The organism is Methylobacterium cerastii (genome assembly GCF_022179125.1).
Lineage (GTDB): Bacteria > Pseudomonadota > Alphaproteobacteria > Rhizobiales > Beijerinckiaceae > Methylobacterium > Methylobacterium cerastii.
In genome coordinates this window covers 1-15,957 of record NZ_BPQG01000027.1, presented here as the reverse complement: position 1 = coordinate 15,957, position 15,957 = coordinate 1, and the positions used below count along the sequence as shown (strand labels likewise).

The window sequence follows — 15,957 nt, the reverse complement described above, 5'->3', positions numbered from 1 at the left end:
CTTAATGAGTCCGCGACCTAGGCCCTGCTCGCGTGCCGCGAAGAAGCAGCTTGGATGCAGCGTCGCGCCTTCGAGTTCAGGGAAAAGCCGGACGCTTTTACGGATATGCTCGGGCTCGAGCGCTTCGCACAAAGCGAGGCACAGGCTGAACGCCGCGAGCTTGATAGCTCCGGGCTCCAGGTCAATGCCATGGACACGCGTCAGCAACGCCTTCAGATCTTTGACCTTCGGTCGCGCCCAAGCGTTTCGCATCCGCCAGTGCAGGACGAGCCGCTTATAGGCTTCAACGAGATAGACGGCCGACCCGCATGCTGGGTCGAGGATCACCTCGTCCCGCTCAATCAAGCGGTCGATGCGCTCCCAGCTCAGCGCCTCGTCAAGCATCAATCGGATGAGCGCCGGAGGCGTGTAGATCGAGCTATCCTTGTCTTCCACGAACAGTTGGTAGATGTTGCTGATCAACTCAACTGGAAGGTCCCGGAAAGAATAGAGGCGCCAGAAGCTTCCTTGACCATGCGTGTCATGCAGGCCTTCGATGAGATCGGCAAAGGCGGCGAGCTGCGTGCTCTCGACGAGCTCGGTCCGCAGATCGTCATCCAGTTCGAAAACATGCCCGTTGAAGCGCTTCTCAAGCGCCGCAAGCAGGCGGACCACCGGCTTGCCGGCACGCATCACATCGGCAAAAGTCCGTGCGCCAGAATGAAACTGCGCAAAATACTCCGCCTCAAGGGCATTGCGTTCGTCGAGATAGGCGATCAGTAGCGAAAGAATTAGCAATCGGCGCTGCAAACCCTCGCTGAGTAGGGAGCCCGCCTTGATCTTCGTGTAAAGGCCGAAGATATTATCAACGAGATGGCGATGTGCCGAGTCTGTGTCCGACACGAGCTTCGCGCAGACGGCAGGGTCGTCCCATAGGGTTCCGTTGCGCAGCCGTTCGAAGTTCCACCAAGCAGTTGCACGTGCCTCTGCCGTAGCGATATTGGCGACGAGGCTAACAGTATCGTAGGCCTTGTACCTAGGCGCTGTATCCTTCTGATCGAAATCGGCCTTGCTCGCACAGCGGAACAATTCCACTTTGCCCGGTGTCTTGCGGTAGAGCAGCGGTACGCCCCCCCAGCTCCACAAACGCTTGTGCAAGAGTGCGAACTCGTGGCTCTCGCCAGGGTGATCGCTGACATAGATGAAGGCTTGGGCGACTGGCGCACGATTGTTGCGGCCGGCCTCGAAGAAAACGGAATGCGCCGCATAGCTCTCGGCTTTTTCCATCATTAAATATTGTTCGGGCGCAAGGCTGAGAGCACGGAATTCTTTCACCAGAACCAGCCCGTCGATGCTGCTCTGGGTGTCTCCGTTTGAAAGCTCGATCAGCCAGTTGGCAAAGTTTTCCGCCCTCACTTACGCTCCCACGCAGGCGTTTTCTGACGACCCCACGATGGCCCGGCACCATCTTTTAGCGCTGCCCAAAGCTCCGTATGCCATGGCATATGCGCAGACCTAGCACAACGCGGCCCCGGCGGAGGCACGCCGCCTGATGACACCTCTGCACAGCGTAGCATGCTCGCGTCCCTGGTCGCTTCGACGAACAACAGCGCGCCATGCGGAAGGCGGCGGCACAGGCCTGTCCCGTTCACGCCGTGCTCGGGATCGACGCGCCGATCACCATCGCCTGGGTGGACTGACACCAAATCGCGTCGCGGACCACGCATCGCGATCCGGCCCCCGCGACGGCGGGGCGGCCGCTATCCGCCGGACCTCATAGGGTCCGACTTATGAAACTGGATATGAAACGTGATGTGAGATTGGATGTGTCATTGAATGTGGAATTGGGTATGTCATTCGGACCAAAACGCTGTCCGGACTCTCCGTGGAGACGGCGTGCCGGCCGGCCCGGACGGCGGCCGAGCGAAGCCGGCATCCGCGTCGCCGATCGCCGCATTGCGAAGCGATCCGTCGGGTTTGGCGGGCGGCGGGCGGTGCGGTGCAACCGTTCCGCATCGGAACCCGGCGTGGCCCTCACGCCTCCCGCGGCGGCGGGGCGGCGACCAGGGCCTCCAGGCCTTCCGCCTTCATCGCCGCCACGTCTCCGGCAAAAACCTCCATCACCGCGCCGCGGATCGCCGCCTGGCGGTCGGGCTGGGTGACGCGGGTGCCGGTGAGGTCGGTCACGTAGAACACGTCCACCGCCCGCTCGCCGAAGGTCGCCACGTGGGCCGAGGTGATGTTGAGGTTCAGGCGGTTCAGCGCCGTGGTCAGCTCGTAGAGCAGGCCCGGCCGGTCGAGGCCGGTGACCTCGACCACGGTCTCGCGGCTCGACAGCGCGTTGTCGATCGCCACGTCGGGGGGGACCAGGAAGGTCTTGGCCCGGCCGGTGGAGGGCGGGTGCTTGTCGGCCACCAGCTCGGCGATCTTGATCTCGCCCTTGAGCGAGCGCTCGATCGAGGCGGTGATGCGCCGGCCGCGGCGCATCTCGTCCTCGTCGCGCTCGAAGGCGCGGGAGATGAAGATCGAATCGAGGGCGAAGCCGTCGCTCGTGGTGTAGGCCTGGGCGTCGACGATGTTGCCGCCGGACGCCGCGCAGGCCCCCGTGACGATGGCCAGCAGCCGCGGGTGGTCGGGGGAATACACCGTCAGCTCGGTGACGCCGCGGACCGGATCGGTCTCGACGTCGGTGGCGCTGGTGCGGCCGGCCTCGGTCGCCTGGCGGATGAAGCCGGCGTTCTTGAATTGGCGCACCCCGTCGACCTTCAGCCAGTAGGCCTGGGTGTGGCGCGCGGCGTAGGCGTCGAACGTGTCCGACGACCAGTCGGGCAGCTGCTCGCGCAGGGACATCTGGATCAGGCGGACCCGGTCGGTGCGGGCGATCTCGGAGTGGCCGCCCGAGAGCACCACCTCGGTCTCGTCGTAGAGGGTGCGGATCAGCGTGCCCTTCCACGCGGTCCAGACGCCGGGGCCGACGGCGGTGATGTCGGCCACCGTCAGGATCGTCAGCAGGCGCAGGCGCTCCAGCGTCTGCACCACGGCTGCGAACTTCTCGATGGTCTTCGGGTCCGAGAGGTCGCGGCTCTGGGCGGTCATCGACATCAGCAGGTGGTGCTCGACGAGCCAGGCCACCGTCTCGGTCTCGGCCTGGGTCAGGCCGAAGCGCGGGCACAGCTTCTGCGCGATCGCCGCGCCGGCGATGGAGTGGTCCTCGGGCCGGCCCTTGGCGATGTCGTGGAGCAGGATCGCCACGTAGAGCGCGCGGCGGTTGTGGATCGCGCCGACCAGCCGCGAGACCAGGGGGAACGGCTCGTCCCCGCGGCCGGAATCGATCGCGGCCAGCACGCCGAGCGAGCGCAGCAGGTGCTCGTCCACCGTGAAGTGGTGGTACATGTTGAACTGCATCATCGCCACGATCCGCCCGAAATCCGGGATGAAGCGGCCGAGCACCCCGGCCTCGTTCATCTGCCGCAGCACCGATTCCGGCGAGTTCCGCGAGGTCAGGATCTCGAGGAAGAGCCGGTTGGCCTCCTCGTCGGCGCGCAGTGCGTGGCCGATCAGGCGTAAGGAGCGGTTGGCCAGCCGCTTGGCGTCCGGGTGGATCGCGAGGTTGTGCCGGTCGGCGAGCCAGAACAGCCGCAGGAGGTTCACCGGGTCGCGCTCGAACGCGTCCTCGGCGCGCACGTTGACCCGGCCGTGATCGAGCCAGAAATCCTCCGCCTCGATCGCGGTGGCGCGGAACCGGTCGCGGAACTTGCCGATCCAGCGGTCGAGCACCGGCGTGCGCTTGGCGTGGCGCGCCTCGAGCTCGGCGCAGACGATGGCGGTGAGGTCGCCCACGTCCTTGGCAATCAGGAAGTAGGCCTTCATGAAGCGCTCGACGCCCGACAGGCCGCCGCGCGGCCCGAAGCCGAGCCGCTCGGCGATCTTCGGTTGCAGCCCGAAGGACAGCCGCTCCTCCGAGCGCCGCGTGACGAAGTGCAGGTGGCAACGCACCCGCCACAGGAACTCGTCGCAGCGCTCGAACAGGCGGTACTCCTCCGCCGTGAACAGGCCGGCGGCCACGAGCTCGACCTGGTCGCGCACCCGGTAGGTGTACTTGGCGATCCAGAACAGGGTGTTGAGGTCGCGCAGGCCCCCCTTGCCGTCCTTGACGTTGGGCTCGACGAGATAGCGCGACGAGCCCGCCTTCGTGATGCGGCCGTCGCGCTCGCGCAGCTTCGCCTCGACGAACTCGTGGGCGGTGCCCATCACCAACTCGGCGTCGAAGCGCGTCACCAGCTCCTCGAACAGCACCCGCGAGCCGAACAGGTAGCGCGCCTCCAGGAGCGCCGTGCGGATCGTCATGTCCGCCTTCGCCTCGCGCAGGCACTCCTCGACCGAGCGGGTGGCGTGGCCGACCTTCAATTTCAGGTCCCACAGCACGTAGAGCATCGCCTCGACGACGCTCTCCGACCACGCGGTCTGCTTGTAGGGCAGCAGGAACAGCAGATCGATGTCCGAGCCCGGCGCCATCGTGCCCCGGCCGTAGCCGCCGGTGGCCACCACCGCGAGCTGCTCGCCGGTGGAGGGGTTGTCGTTCGGGTAGAGCCGCCAGACCACCGCGTCGTGGATCGCGCGCACCACCGCGTCGGTGAGGCTCGACAGCGTGCGGGCGCAACGCATGCCGTCGCGGTCCTTCAGCAGCTGCGCCTCGGCGGCCGCGTGGCCGGCCTCGATCACGCGCTTCAGCTCCGGCACCAGCACGGCGCGGAGCTTCGTCGGCTCACGGGCCTCGCGGTCCAGGGCGTCCAGAACCTTGTCGAGGGCGGCGACGGCGTCGAACATGGGTACCCGTTAGCATGAACTGCTGGTGCTGCCAGCGTGGCGCGCCATGGCACCACCGACACCGGCACTTCGGCGTGGAAGCAGAGACCAGGCCGTCCTTTGAGGCGGATCAATCGTTTGACATAAAGAACGAAGCTGCCTAGCTCGGATCGAACGCCCGATCCGAAAAGGACCTTTTCATGCGCCTCGCCCGCCGCGCGCTCCTCGGTGCCCTCGCGCTCGCCCTGCCCGCCCTCTCGCTGGCGGCCCGCGCCGCCGAGTTGAAGGAGGTGCGCCTCGACTGGGCGACCTACAACCCGGTCGGCCTCGTGCTGAAGGACAAGGGGTTCTTGGAGGAGGCGCTGAAGCCGATGGGCATCACCGTGCGGTGGGTCCAGTCGCTCGGCTCCAACAAGGCGCTGGAATTTCTGAATGCCGGCGCGATCGACTTCGGCTCGTCGGCAGGCGCCGCCGCCCTGGTGGCACGCATCAACGGCAACCCGATCAAGGCGGTCTACGCCTTCTCGCGGCCGGAATGGACGGCGCTCGTCACCCGCAAGGACAGCGGCATCGCGCGGGTCGCCGACCTCAAGGGCAAGCGCATCGCCGTCACCCGCGGCACCGACCCGCACATCTTCCTGATCCGCGCGCTTCAGGGCGCGGGCCTGACCGAGCGCGACGCCAAGCTCGTCCTGCTCCAGCACGCCGACGGCCGCACGGCGCTCGACCGCGGCGACGTCGACGCCTGGGCCGGCCTCGACCCGATGATGGCTGCGGCCGAGATCGAGAACGACGACGTGCTGTTCTTCCGCGACGCCAGCGCCAACACCTGGGGCCTGCTCGACGTACGCGAGGCGTTCGCGAAGGAGAACCCGGAGCTCGTCCGCACGGTGATCGCCGCCTACGAGCGGGCGCGGCTGTTCTCGATCCAGAACCCCGACGCGCTGAAGGCGGCTTTGATTTCCGCGACCAAGCTGCCCGAGCCGGTGATCGCCCGCCAGGTCGCGCGCACCGACCTCTCCGAGCCCGCGCTCGGCAAGGCCCAGGCGGACTCGATCCGCGCGGCCGGCCTCGCCCTGCAGCAGGCCGGCATCATCCCCGCTGGCACCGACGTCCCGGCGGCGGTCGATGGACTGATCGACACGGCCTTCAACCCGACGGCGGCGCGGTAGGCGCAAGCCGCATCGGGGCCGCCCCGATGCGCGTTTCGGCGGTTTGGACTAGGCCACGAACCACGTCGAGGCCCCTTCTCCCATGGGGAGAAGGGCGGGATGAGGGGCGTACCCCATCCGGAGAGGTCACGCCCCTCACCCTGCCCCTCTCCCCTTGGGAGAGGGGACCAGCGCCTCGTCCGACGCCGAACGAACCCTTACATCCGATCGCACGCAATGCGGTCGTGGCCGAGGCGGGGCGCTGAGGCTCAGGCGGTGTTATAGAGCCGCCGATCCTCCAGCCCGCGACGGCCCGATGTTCCACCTTCTCGAGTTCGACGCCCGATGACCGGACCCGCGGCCGCCCCCATGGCGAACGTTGCACCTGTCGTCGCCCCACGGGCCGGACGCGCGTCGCGCTTCGGCTGGGCGGGCCTCGGCCTGTTGCTTCCGCTGATCCTGGCTCTCGGCTGGGAGGCGGCCGTGCGGGCCGGCCTGGCGCAGGGGCGCCTGCTGCCGCCGCCGAGCCGGATCGCGGCGACGTTGTGGGACCTCGCCCGCTCCGGCGACCTGTGGATGCACGTCTCGGCGACGTTGGTTCGCGTCGGCCTCGGCTTCGCGCTCGGGGCGGTGGCGGGGATCGTCGTGGGCGCGCTCACCGCGACCCTTCCGACCCTGCGGCGGCTCGTCGATCCGAGCCTGCAGGCGTTGCGCGCGGTGCCTTCGCTCGCCTGGGTGCCGCTGTTCATCCTGTGGTTCGGCATCCTCGAGACGCCGAAGGTGACGCTGATCGCGGTCGGCGTGTTCTTCCCGGTCTATGTCGGGGTCGCCGGCGCCATCGCCTCGGTCGATCGCAAGCTCGTCGAGGTCGGACGGATCTTCCGCCTGTCGCGGGCGGCGCAGGTGAGGCGCATCCTGCTTCCGGCGGTGCTGCCGGCCACCGTCACGGCGTTGCGCACCGGGCTCGGCCTCGGCTTCCTGTTCGTGGTCGCGGCGGAGCTGATGGGAGCATCCGAGGGTCTTGGCTACCTGCTGATCGACGGGCAGCAATTCTCCAAGCCCGAGCAAATCCTGGCCGCGATCATCGCCTTCGCGGTGGCGGGAAAGCTCGCCGACGCGCTGCTGGTGGCGCTGACGAACCCGCTGGTGCGGTGGCAGGACACGGCGCGCGACGCCTTATAGAAGATCCAGTGCGCGACGTGCTTGGCCATCGCGCAGAACGTCAGTCGCGCTCGGGCTCGTCCGTCTCGACCGGGTCGCGGTCGTGGACTACGCGGGCGTGCCCGGTGACCGGCGGGAACAGCTCGGCCAACCCCGCGGCCACGCCGTAGAGCACCGGATCCGAGCCGGGGCCGGAGTGCGGCGGGTGGAGATCGCTCTTGACCATGGAATCCGTCACCTTGGGCGCCCCGTCCATCCTGTTGCCAGCGCCGACGTAAGCCTGACAGACAGCCCCCCGGCTGCCCCTAGGGTTTGTCAAGTCGGACTTTGGTCCAAGGTTTCATGGGGGCGAAAAGAAATTTCCGCTGTGCTCACCCGTGGTTGCAGGCGAAAACCGATCACCATTGGCGAGCAGGCGTCGGAATGCCGCGCAAACCGGTAGTTTATTGCACGGCACCATCCATGGCTTCGAGATGAGGGGGCTTGTTGCAGCGCAGCATGACAAATCGGACGCGTTGAAAATGCCTTGATGGATGGCCTCTGCATAGGGAAACGTCCGGTCGGACAGCCGGTTTCGACAGGCGTCCTTTGTCGAACGACCAATCTGCACGATTGAATGCAATCGGCATTTCTGTTCCAGTCGTCCCTTAGAACAGGAACAATCTGGGCAGGAAATCATGCCGCGTTTCGAGCCCTGGGATGGCCAGCGCGCCTCCGGGATCATCGCCGAGCACAGCCATCTGGAGGGCGCCACCCTCCCGATCCTGCACGCGCTGCAGGAGACCTTCGGCTACGTCGACGCCGGCGCCGTGCCGCTGATCGCGGATGCGCTCAATCTGTCGCGGGCCGAGGTCCACGGCTGCATCACTTTCTACCACGACTTCCGCGCACACCCGGCCGGCCGTCACGAGGTGAAGCTGTGCCGCGCGGAGGCGTGCCAGGCCATGGGCTCGGACCGGCTCCACGCCGAGATTCTGTCGCGCCTCGGCACGGGCTGGCATGGCACGACCAGCGACGGCAACGCCACCGTCGAGCCGGTCTACTGCCTCGGCCTGTGCTCGAACGCCCCGGCGGCCCTCGTCGACGGCGAGCCGATCGCGCGGCTCACCGCAGACAGCCTCGAAGCGGCTCTGAGCGAGGCGCGCGCATGAGCACGGCCATGAGCATCACCCTCTACGTCCCCCGCGACGCCGTCGCGCTGGGCCTCGGCGCCAACCGCGTCGCCCGGGCGCTGTTTTCCGGCGCCGAGCGCCGCGGCCTCGACGTGTCGATCGTCCGCACCGGTTCGCGCGGCCTGTTCTGGCTGGAGCCGATGGTCGAGGTCGCGACGCCCGAGGGCCGCGTCGCCTACGGCCCGGTGACGCCCGCCGACGTCGACGCGCTGCTCGATGCCGGCCTCGCGGAGGGCGGCGAGCACCCGCTGCGCCTCGGCGACCCGGAGAAGATCCCGTTCCTGGCCCGCCAGCAGCGGCTCACCTTCCACCGCTGCGGCGTGATCGATCCGGTCTCGGTCGACGACTACAAGGCCCATGGCGGCTATCGCGGCCTCGAGGCCGCGCTTCGGCTCGGCCCCGAGGGCACCGTCGGCGAAGTCCGCGAATCCGGCCTGCGCGGCCGCGGCGGCGCCGGCTTCCCGGCCGGCATCAAGTGGAACACGGTGATGCTGGCGCAGTCGCACCATAAATACGTGGTCTGCAACGCCGACGAGGGCGATTCCGGCACCTTCGCCGACCGGATGATGATGGAGGGCGACCCCTTCAACCTCATCGAGGGCATGACCATCGCCGCCGTCGCGGTCGGCGCGACCCGGGGCTACATCTACCTGCGTTCGGAATACCCGCAGGCCTTCGCCACGCTGAAGGAGGCGATCGCCAACGGTATCGCGGCGGGCGTGCTCGGCGACGACGTGATGGGCTCCGGCAAGAGCTTCCACCTCGAGGTGCGGCTCGGCGCGGGCGCCTACATCTGCGGCGAGGAGACTTCGCTGCTGGAGAGCCTCGAGGGCAAGCGCGGCATCGTCCGCGCCAAGCCCCCGATCCCGGCGCTGAAGGGCTTCCTCGGCCAGCCGACGCTGGTCAACAACGTGATGACCTTCACGGCCACGCCCTGGATCCTGGAGCACGGCGCCAAGGCCTACGCCGACTACGGCATGGGCCGCTCCCTCGGCACCCTGCCGATCCAGCTCGCAGGCAACGTGAAGCACGGCGGCCTAATCGAGACCGCCTTCGGCATCACGCTGCGCGAAGTCATCGAGGGCTACGGCGGCGGCACCTTCTCCGGCCGTCCGGTGCGGGCGGTACAGGTCGGCGGGCCGCTCGGGGCCTACTTCCCCGACCACCTGCTCGATACGCCCCTCGACTACGAGGCGATGGCGGCCAAGAAGGGCCTGGTCGGCCATGGCGGCATCGTCGTGTTCGACGACACCGTCGACATGGCCAAGCAGGCCCGCTTCGCCTTCGAGTTCTGCGCCACGGAATCCTGCGGCAAGTGCACCCCGTGCCGCATCGGCGCGACCCGCGGCGTCGAGACGATGGACAAGGTCATCGCCGGGATCAGCCCGGAGAAGAACCTCACCGTCATCGCCGACCTCTGCGAGGTCATGACCGACGGTTCGCTTTGCGCCATGGGCGGGCTCACGCCGATGCCCGTGATGAGCGCGATCACCCATTTCCCCGAAGACTTTTCGCGCGCGGGCGACCTGCCCGTCGCGGCGGAATAGGGAGGCGTCCATGGCCCTCATCAAAGAGATCGACTACGGCACCCCGATCCGCGTCAGCGATCAGACGGTGACGCTGAGCATCGACGGCATGGACGTCACCGTCCCGGCCGGAACGTCGGTGATGGCGGCGGCGATGAACGCCGGCACGCAGATCCCGAAACTGTGCGCGACGGATTCGCTGGAGCCGTTCGGCTCCTGCCGCCTCTGCCTCGTGGAGATCGAGGGGCGGCGCGGCACGCCGGCCTCCTGCACCACGCCGGCCGAGAACGGCATGGTCGTGCGGACGCAGACCGACAAGCTCGCCAAGCTCCGCAAGGGCGTGATGGAGCTCTACATCTCCGACCACCCGCTGACCTGCCTGACCTGCGCCGCCAACGGCGACTGCGAGCTGCAGGACATGGCCGGCGTCGTCGGCCTGCGCGACGTGCGCTACGGCTACGACGGCGACAACCACGTCGTGCCGACGGCGGAAAAGTACCTGCCGAAGGACGAGTCGAACCCGTACTTCACCTACGACCCGTCGAAGTGCATCGTCTGCAACCGCTGCGTCCGCGCCTGCGAGGAGGTGCAGGGCACCTTCGCGCTCACCATCGAGGGCCGCGGCTTCGACAGCCGTGTCGCCGCCGGCAACACCAACTTCATGGAATCCGAGTGCGTGTCCTGCGGCGCCTGCGTCCAGGCCTGCCCGACCGCGACGCTCCAAGAGAAGTCGATCCACGAGCACGGCCAGCCCGAGCATTCGGAGGTGACCACCTGCGCCTATTGCGGCGTCGGCTGCTCGTTCAAGGCGGAGATGCAGGGCACCAAGATCATCCGCATGGTGCCCTACAAGGGCGGCAAGGCCAACGAGGGCCATAGCTGCGTCAAGGGCCGCTTCGCCTACGGCTACGCCACCCACAAGGACCGCATCACAAAACCGATGATCCGCGAGAAGATCACGGATCCCTGGCGCGAGGTGTCGTGGGAGGAGGCGATCGACCGCGCGGCCTCCGAGTTCAAGCGCATCCAGGCGACCTACGGCAAGGACTCGGTCGGCGGCATCACCTCGTCGCGCTGCACAAACGAGGAGGCCTACCTCGTCCAGAAGCTCGTGCGCGCCGCCTTCGGCAACAACAACGTCGACACCTGCGCCCGCGTCTGCCACTCGCCGACCGGCTACGGCCTGATGTCGACGCTCGGCACCTCGGCCGGCACCCAGGACTTCAAGTCGGTCGAGCAGTCCGACGTGATCCTGGTGATCGGCGCCAACCCGACCGACGGCCACCCGGTCTTCGGCTCGCGGATGAAGCGGCGCCTGCGCGAGGGCGCCAAGCTCATCGTCGCCGACCCGCGCAAGATCGACCTGGTGAAGTCGCCCCACATCAAGGCGACGCACCACCTGCCGCTGAAGCCCGGCTCCAACGTCGCCTTCATCAACTCCATGGCGCACGTGATCGTCACCGAGGGGCTGATCGACGAAGCCTACGTGCGCGAGCGCTGCGACCTCGCAGAGTTCGAGTCCTGGGCCCGCTTCATCGCCGACGAGCGCCACTCGCCGGAGGCGCAGGCGCAGTACACCGGCATCGACCCGGCCGAGCTCCGCGCCGCCGCCCGGCTCTACGCCACCGGCGGCAACGCCGGCATCTACTACGGCCTCGGCGTCACCGAGCACAGCCAGGGCTCGACCATGGTGATGGGCATGGCCAACATCGCCATGGCCACCGGCAACATCGGCAAGCTCGGCGCCGGCGTGAACCCGCTGCGCGGCCAGAACAACGTCCAAGGCTCGTGCGACATGGGCTCGTTCCCGCACGAGCTGCCGGGCTACCGCCACGTCTCGGACGACGCCACCCGCGAGAGCTTCGAGGCGCTCTGGGGGGCCAAGCTCGACAACGCGCCGGGCCTGCGCATCACCAACATGCTCGATGAGGCCGTCGATGGCGGCTTCAAGGGCATGTACATCCAGGGCGAGGACATCGCCCAGTCGGACCCGGACACCCACCACGTCACGTCCGGCTTGATGGCGATGGAGTGCATCGTCATCCAGGACCTGTTCCTGAACGAGACCGCCAAGTACGCCCACGTCTTCCTGCCCGGCGCCTCGTTCCTGGAGAAGGACGGCACATTCACCAACGCCGAGCGCCGCATCAGCCGCGTGCGCAAGGTGATGCCGCCGATGGGCGGCTACGGCGACTGGGAGGGCACGATCCTGCTCTCCAAGGCGCTCGGCTACGAGATGAACTACAGCCACCCGTCCGAGATCATGGACGAGATCGCCTCGCTCACCCCGAGCTTCGCCGGCGTCTCCTTCGCCAAGCTCGACGAGCTCGGCTCGGTGCAGTGGCCCTGCAACGACAAGGCGCCGATGGGCACGCCGATGATGCACGTCGACCGGTTCGTGCGGGGCCTCGGCCGCTTCATGATCACCGAGTTCGTCGCCACCGAGGAGCGCACGGGGGCGAAGTTCCCGCTCATCCTCACCACCGGCCGGATCCTGTCGCAGTACAACGTCGGCGCACAGACGCGCCGCACCGAGAACTCGCGCTGGCACGAGGAGGACGTGCTGGAGATCCATCCGTTCGACGCCGAGGTCCGCGGCGTCGTCGACGGCGACCTGGTCTCGCTGGAGAGTCGGTCCGGCGACATCGCGCTCAAGGCCAAGATCACCGAGCGGATGCAGCCGGGCGTGGTCTACACCACCTTCCACCACGCCAAGACCGGCGCCAACGTCATCACCACCGACTTCTCGGATTGGGCGACCAACTGCCCCGAGTACAAGGTGACGGCGGTGCAGGTGCGGCGCACCAACCGTCCCTCGGATTGGCAGGCGAAGTTCTACGAGGAGGACTTCTCGCTGACCCGCATCGCGCAGGCGGCGGCGGAGTAGGAAGGCGACGCGCACCCTCTCCCCCTGGGAGGCGGGACCCGCGATCGGTTCGGGCCGCGATGTGTCCAGAAGGTTTTTGAAGGTCTGTCGATGAGCGCGCTGACGAGCGACGAGAAGCTGGTGCGGATGGCCAACCAGATCGCCTCCTTCTTCCGGTCCTATCCGGACGAGGAGGCGGTGACCGGCATCCACAACCACGTGATCGCCTTCTGGACGCCGAAGATGGTGGCGAGCCTCACCGCCTGCCTGCCGGCCATGGGCGAGCGCGTCGACCCGCTCGTGGTGCGCGCGATGCGCGAGGGCCGGACCGAGGCCGAGAGCCCGGTGCGCGCCGCCACCCGCGACCCGCAGAAGCTCGGCGAAGGTGCGAGCGACGCCGGTTGACGGGCCTGCACTTTTGTCACCCGCCCAAGGATGAATTTTGCATTCTGCGGTAGGCCACGGATAGTCTCGGACCAGCGCGGCATCTAGATTTCCTAGCAAGACGGCCCGCACAACAGGGCCGCTTGAAGGGGAAACCTCAGCGATGACTGCACGGACGGCCGACGTCACCCTCCTGCCCGAACGGACGCCGTCCTGGCTGTCGCGCGAAGCCACGATCGCGAAGCCCGGGTTCAACCGCTGGCTGGTGCCGCCGGCGGCCCTCGCGATCCACCTCTGCATCGGCATGGCCTACGGCTTCTCGGTGTTCTGGCTGCCGCTCTCGCGCGCCATCGGCATCACCGCGTCGAAGGCCTGCCCGGACATGTCGCTGGCCACCGCCCTGGTGACCACCACCTGCGATTGGCGGGTGGCGGACCTCGGCTGGATGTACACCCTTTTCTTCGTCTTCCTCGGGGCCTCGGCCGCCCTGTTCGGCGGTTGGCTGGAGCGGGCGGGCCCGCGCAAGGCCGGCATCGCGGCTGCGCTCTGCTGGTGCGGCGGCATGGCGATCTCGGCGCTCGGCATCCTCACCCACCAGCTCTGGATGATGTGGCTCGGCTCGGGCGTGATCGGCGGCATCGGCCTCGGTCTCGGCTACATCTCCCCGGTCTCGACCCTGATCAAGTGGTTCCCGGACCGGCGCGGCATGGCCACCGGCATGGCGATCATGGGCTTCGGCGGCGGCGCGCTGATCGGCTCGCCGCTGGCCGCCATGCTCATGGACGCGTTCAAGGGCCCGACCTCGGTCGGCGTGTGGCAGACCTTCCTGGTGATGGCCGCCGGCTACTTCGTGTTCATGATGGCGGGCGCCCTCGGCTACCGCGTCCCCCCGGCCGGCTGGAAGCCCGAGGGCTGGAGCCCGGCGCCGGCCAAGGCGGGGATGATCACCAACGGCCAGGTCCACCTCGACGACGCGCACAAGACCCCGCAGTTCTGGCTGATCTGGGCGGTGCTGTGCCTCAACGTCTCGGCGGGCATCGGTGTCATCGGCATCGCCTCGCCGATGCTGCAGGAGATCTTCGGCGGCCGCCTCGTCGGCGCGCCGGGCGTGAGCTTTGCCGCCCTCGATGCCGGACAGAAGGCACAGGTCGCCGCGATCGCGGCCGGCTTCGTCGGGCTGCTGTCGCTGTTCAACATCGGTGGCCGGTTCTTCTGGGCCTCTATGTCGGATAAGCTCGGGCGCAAGACCACCTACGCGATCTTCTTCGCGCTGGGCATCGCGCTCTACGCGGCCGCACCGTCCTTCGCGGCGGCCGGGTCGCAGGCGCTGTTCGTGCTCGCGTTCTGCATCATCCTGTCGATGTACGGCGGCGGGTTCGCCACGGTGCCGGCCTACCTCGCCGACATCTTCGGCACGCAGTTCGTCGGCGCGATCCACGGGCGGCTGCTCACCGCGTGGTCGACGGCGGGCATCGTCGGGCCGGTGGTGGTCAACTACATCCGCCAGGCGCAGGTCGACGCCGGCGTCACCGGCTCGCGCCTCTACGACGGCACCATGTACATTCTCGCGGGCATGCTGGCGCTCGGCTTCGTCGCCAACCTGCTGGTGCGACCGCTCAAGCCCAAGTGGTTCATGTCGGACGCCGACGTGGCGGCGCTGAACAGCCGGGGCGCGGCCGGGGCGATCCCGTCGGGCTCCTTCGGCATCGGCCGGGGCGGCTTCAGCGCGACGGCGCTCGCGGCCTGGGCCGTCGTCGGCATCCCGATCGCCTGGGGCGTGTGGACGACGCTCGCCAAGGCGCTGATCCTGTTCCGCTGAGCGGGCGGGGCCGGCGAAATGGGTATAGCCTTCCCGGCACGCCGCCGGGGAGGGCGCCATGATCGACAAGCTCGACTTTCTGCTCGCGCTTTCGCGGGAGCAGCATTTCGGCCGCGCCGCCGAGACCTGCGGCGTGACCCAGCAGACCCTGTCGGCGGGCGTGAAGCAGCTCGAGAACCGCTTCGGGGTCCAGCTCGTGCGGCGCGGCTCGCGCTTCCAGGGATTTACCCCGGAGGGCGAGCGGGTGCTCGAATGGGGCCGGCGCATCGTCGCCGACAGCCGCGCCATGCACGAGGATGTCGCGGGCCTGCGCCGGGGCCTCACCGGGCACCTGCGCATCGCCGCGATCCCGACCGCGCTGCCGATGGTGGCGAGCCTGACGACGCCCTACCGCGAGAAGCACCCCGACGTGCGGCTGACGGTGGAATCGACCACCTCGGCCGACATCTTCTCGCTGATCGAGAACCTGGAGGCCGACGCCGGGCTGACCTACCTCGACAACGAGCCGCTCGGCCGGGTGATCTCCGTGCCGCTCTACCGCGAGCGCTACCGGCTGCTCACCGCGGAGGGCGGCGCCTTCGACGACCGCGCCTCCGTGACCTGGGCCGAGATCGGCCGCCTGCCGCTCTGCCTGCTCACGCCCAACATGCAGAACCGGCGCATCATCGACCAGCAGATCCGCGAGGCCGGCGGCGAGCCCTCGGCCTCGCTCGAATCGAACTCGATGATCGTGCTGATGACCCATGTCCGCACGCTCAAGTGGGCGAGCGTGATGCCGGCGATCCTCGCCGACGCGCTGGGGCCGATGGTCGGCGTGCGCGCGGTCCCGATCGTCGCGCCGGAGCTGGAGCACACGATCGGGCTGGTGGCGCCCCGGCGCGAGCCCTCCACCCCGATGATCACGGCGCTGGTCGCCATCGCCCGGACGCTGGCGAAGACTCTGGACGCACCGGACGCGTAAGACCCCGTTTCATAATGGGGTGAGCGGCAGGTGTCGCGGGCGTTGGGAGAGTGTCTGACGCTCACCCATGAACCCCGATGTGGACGCCCACCGATCTGCGATCGGCCCGTCGCCCGCGCCGAGTTTGCGCGC

The 15,957-nt window shown here is 68.2% G+C and carries 11 protein-coding genes; 8 read left to right on the top strand and 3 right to left on the bottom strand.

All coding sequences use genetic code 11. The features are described 5' to 3' along the window. Positions 1-1,395: N-6 DNA methylase (locus MFF13_RS09455; RefSeq protein WP_238272064.1), on the bottom strand; the 1,395-nt coding region annotated here is incomplete at its 3' end. Positions 1,396-2,013: 618 nt separating this feature from the next. After that, positions 2,014-4,806, bottom strand: a complete 2,793-nt coding sequence (locus tag MFF13_RS09450; protein WP_147764769.1) for a [protein-PII] uridylyltransferase — start codon at positions 4,804-4,806, stop codon at positions 2,014-2,016. A gap of 179 nt (positions 4,807-4,985) precedes the next feature. Here MFF13_RS09450 and MFF13_RS09445 point away from each other — a divergent pair, with 179 nt between their 5' ends. Beyond that, a complete protein-coding gene (locus tag MFF13_RS09445; RefSeq protein ID WP_147831780.1) occupies positions 4,986-5,957 on the top strand; it encodes an aliphatic sulfonate ABC transporter substrate-binding protein in 972 nt (323 codons plus the stop codon). A gap of 348 nt (positions 5,958-6,305) precedes the next feature. Beyond that, positions 6,306-7,118: an ABC transporter permease gene (locus tag MFF13_RS09440; RefSeq protein ID WP_238272063.1), complete on the top strand. Its 813-nt coding sequence runs from the start codon at positions 6,306-6,308 to the stop codon at positions 7,116-7,118. Between the two features lie 40 nt (positions 7,119-7,158). Here the strand turns inward: MFF13_RS09440 and MFF13_RS09435 are convergent, their stop codons facing one another. After that, a complete protein-coding gene (locus tag MFF13_RS09435; protein WP_238272062.1) occupies positions 7,159-7,323 on the bottom strand; it encodes a hypothetical protein in 165 nt (54 codons plus the stop codon). A gap of 451 nt (positions 7,324-7,774) precedes the next feature. Between MFF13_RS09435 and MFF13_RS09430 the strand changes: the two genes are divergently transcribed. The 6 genes from MFF13_RS09430 to MFF13_RS09405 all read left to right on the top strand — a co-directional run bounded on the left by MFF13_RS09430 (position 7,775) and on the right by MFF13_RS09405 (position 15,825). Next, a complete protein-coding gene (locus MFF13_RS09430) occupies positions 7,775-8,248 on the top strand; it encodes a formate dehydrogenase subunit gamma (protein ID WP_147751626.1) in 474 nt (157 codons plus the stop codon). Between the two features lie 8 nt (positions 8,249-8,256). Further along, entirely contained in the window at positions 8,257-9,816 is a 1,560-nt protein-coding gene (locus tag MFF13_RS09425; RefSeq protein ID WP_238272065.1) for a formate dehydrogenase beta subunit, read from the top strand. A gap of 10 nt (positions 9,817-9,826) precedes the next feature. Continuing rightward, on the top strand, positions 9,827-12,682 hold the full coding sequence (gene fdhF, locus MFF13_RS09420) for a formate dehydrogenase subunit alpha (protein WP_147764766.1): 2,856 nt from the start codon (positions 9,827-9,829) through the stop codon (positions 12,680-12,682). A 90-nt stretch (positions 12,683-12,772) separates the two neighbouring features. Further along, positions 12,773-13,066, top strand: a complete 294-nt coding sequence (locus MFF13_RS09415; protein ID WP_147751628.1) for a formate dehydrogenase subunit delta — start codon at positions 12,773-12,775, stop codon at positions 13,064-13,066. Positions 13,067-13,208: 142 nt separating this feature from the next. Next, entirely contained in the window at positions 13,209-14,864 is a 1,656-nt protein-coding gene (locus MFF13_RS09410; protein ID WP_147764765.1) for an OFA family MFS transporter, read from the top strand. Between the two features lie 58 nt (positions 14,865-14,922). Further along, positions 14,923-15,825: a LysR family transcriptional regulator gene (locus tag MFF13_RS09405; protein WP_147751630.1), complete on the top strand. Its 903-nt coding sequence runs from the start codon at positions 14,923-14,925 to the stop codon at positions 15,823-15,825. The last annotated feature ends 132 nt before the right edge of the window (positions 15,826-15,957 follow it).

Excerpts from the sequence above, each read along its gene's own strand:
- MFF13_RS09425 (WP_238272065.1), top strand. The coding sequence starts at position 8,257 with ATGAGCATCACCCTCTACGTCCCCCGCGACGCCGTCGCGCTGGGCCTC.
- MFF13_RS09430 (WP_147751626.1), top strand. The coding sequence starts at position 7,775 with ATGCCGCGTTTCGAGCCCTGGGATGGCCAGCGCGCCTCCGGGATCATC.
- fdhF (WP_147764766.1), top strand. The coding sequence starts at position 9,827 with ATGGCCCTCATCAAAGAGATCGACTACGGCACCCCGATCCGCGTCAGC.
- MFF13_RS09415 (WP_147751628.1), top strand. The coding sequence starts at position 12,773 with ATGAGCGCGCTGACGAGCGACGAGAAGCTGGTGCGGATGGCCAACCAG.
- MFF13_RS09435 (WP_238272062.1), bottom strand. The coding sequence starts at position 7,323 with ATGGTCAAGAGCGATCTCCACCCGCCGCACTCCGGCCCCGGCTCGGAT.
- MFF13_RS09405 (WP_147751630.1), top strand. The coding sequence starts at position 14,923 with ATGATCGACAAGCTCGACTTTCTGCTCGCGCTTTCGCGGGAGCAGCAT.
- MFF13_RS09445 (WP_147831780.1), top strand. The coding sequence starts at position 4,986 with ATGCGCCTCGCCCGCCGCGCGCTCCTCGGTGCCCTCGCGCTCGCCCTG.
- MFF13_RS09440 (WP_238272063.1), top strand. The coding sequence starts at position 6,306 with ATGGCGAACGTTGCACCTGTCGTCGCCCCACGGGCCGGACGCGCGTCG.
- MFF13_RS09410 (WP_147764765.1), top strand. The coding sequence starts at position 13,209 with ATGACTGCACGGACGGCCGACGTCACCCTCCTGCCCGAACGGACGCCG.
- MFF13_RS09450 (WP_147764769.1), bottom strand. The coding sequence starts at position 4,806 with ATGTTCGACGCCGTCGCCGCCCTCGACAAGGTTCTGGACGCCCTGGAC.